4 protein-coding genes are annotated in these 1,295 nt (G+C 30.3%); all 4 read right to left on the bottom strand.

Features of this window, described 5'->3' with window-relative positions:
• A partial coding sequence (locus ABZX02_RS43940) for a hypothetical protein (protein ID WP_355307968.1) occupies positions 1 to 202 on the bottom strand: 202 nt, incomplete at its 3' end.
• Positions 142 to 504 (bottom strand): cellulase family glycosylhydrolase, encoded by a 363-nt coding sequence (locus tag ABZX02_RS43935; protein WP_225981067.1) that lies wholly within the window; start codon positions 502 to 504, stop codon positions 142 to 144. The genes ABZX02_RS43935 and ABZX02_RS43940, both read right to left, overlap by 61 nt.
• 245 nt (positions 505 to 749) lie before the next feature.
• A complete protein-coding gene (locus tag ABZX02_RS43930) occupies positions 750 to 1,016 on the bottom strand; it encodes a Txe/YoeB family addiction module toxin (RefSeq protein WP_002456264.1) in 267 nt (88 codons plus the stop codon).
• Entirely contained in the window at positions 1,016 to 1,273 is a 258-nt protein-coding gene (locus tag ABZX02_RS43925; RefSeq protein ID WP_002441972.1) for a type II toxin-antitoxin system Phd/YefM family antitoxin, read from the bottom strand. Before ABZX02_RS43925 ends, ABZX02_RS43930 begins: the two co-directional genes overlap by 1 nt.
• Positions 1,274 to 1,295: the final 22 nt, after the last annotated feature.

The following is a 1,295-nucleotide window of genomic DNA, read 5'->3' as shown; positions in this document are numbered from 1 at the left end:
CAATATTATCACTATTTATTTCCAAACCGCTATAATGAATAGGAGACCAATCTTTGTTAGGATGATCATTATCTAGTTGAGTATCATAATTCCATAGTGACCATGATAAATGTTTGTTTTTCATCTGATTTAAAATATAAGCTAAATCGCCATTTTGTGCTTTAGGTTTTTCTCCCATTGATCTTGTATTGAATTCACCCATATAACTAGGAACGTTATAATCTTTTTCTTGAATTTTTTAAACTTTTCGTCAAATGATTGTTTCACTGAATCATTCGCTTCTGTCGGGTAGTTATGATACTCATAAACTAAATTATGAGCAGTATCCTTATAATATGATGGCTTTTTAAGATTGTCTGGATCCCAAATACCTTCTAAAAATATAATATGTTTGTCTCCTGAGTGGCGAATTGACTTAACAGCATCTTTATAAAATTGATTAACTTGAGGATCAGGTTCAGGTTTATGACTTGCATTACTTTTTCCTTTGGGTTCGTTTTTTATATAATGTTGATTTATTAAAGAATCAAACTTTTTCTAATTAGTATAGTTATTCTCCCCGTTACTTATATAGTCGTCGAAAAAGCTCTCTAATTTCTTTTTTTGTTTTTTGAGATGTATTTGGATCTTTATATTTTTCAACAAGCGTTTTTGTTAGGTTTTTCGCATTTTCTTGATGCAATCCTGATTTATCTTTCAATAAATTTTCAATGAGTTCATCATTAATTTTCATTAACGAGTCCTCCTTTTTATTCATAATGAGACCAAGTTGCTAATATTAATACTTCTTTATTTTCCTCATCAATTGTATAGACAACTCTATGTTGATGATTGATACGTCTTGAGTATCGTCCTAAATGTTTAGGGTGCAATTTTTCAAAGGATTGACTTTGTTGATATGGATCATATTTTAGTATTTCTACGATTTTCAAAAATTGTTCTTGTAAGTGAGAACGTTTTATCTTCTTTAAATCTGTCTTCGCTGAATTCTTAATGTTGATTTTATATTTAGCCATTAAAGTCTAGCCCAATCAATATCATCTATGTTTGTATAACCACTGTTGTCATGCTCACGTTCTCTAACTTTGTCCATTGTGCCTGTAGCCTCAAGATATATCGTTTCATTAATGCTACGCCAATCTTCCATGCCTATAATAACAGCATTACTCTCATCATATTTGCCTTCAATATATACTGGTTCATGGTCATTATTCACACGTTTTAATAACTGATAAAAATCTTTACGAGCTTCTGTTGGTGTTTTACTTTTCATTCAAGGCCCCCCTTTATTTATT

This window comes from Lentzea sp. NPDC003310 (assembly GCF_040610935.1).
GTDB lineage: Bacteria > Actinomycetota > Actinomycetes > Mycobacteriales > Pseudonocardiaceae > Lentzea.
The sequence above is the reverse complement of the archived record's forward strand: the minus strand, read 5'-3'. Positions and strand labels throughout refer to the sequence as shown.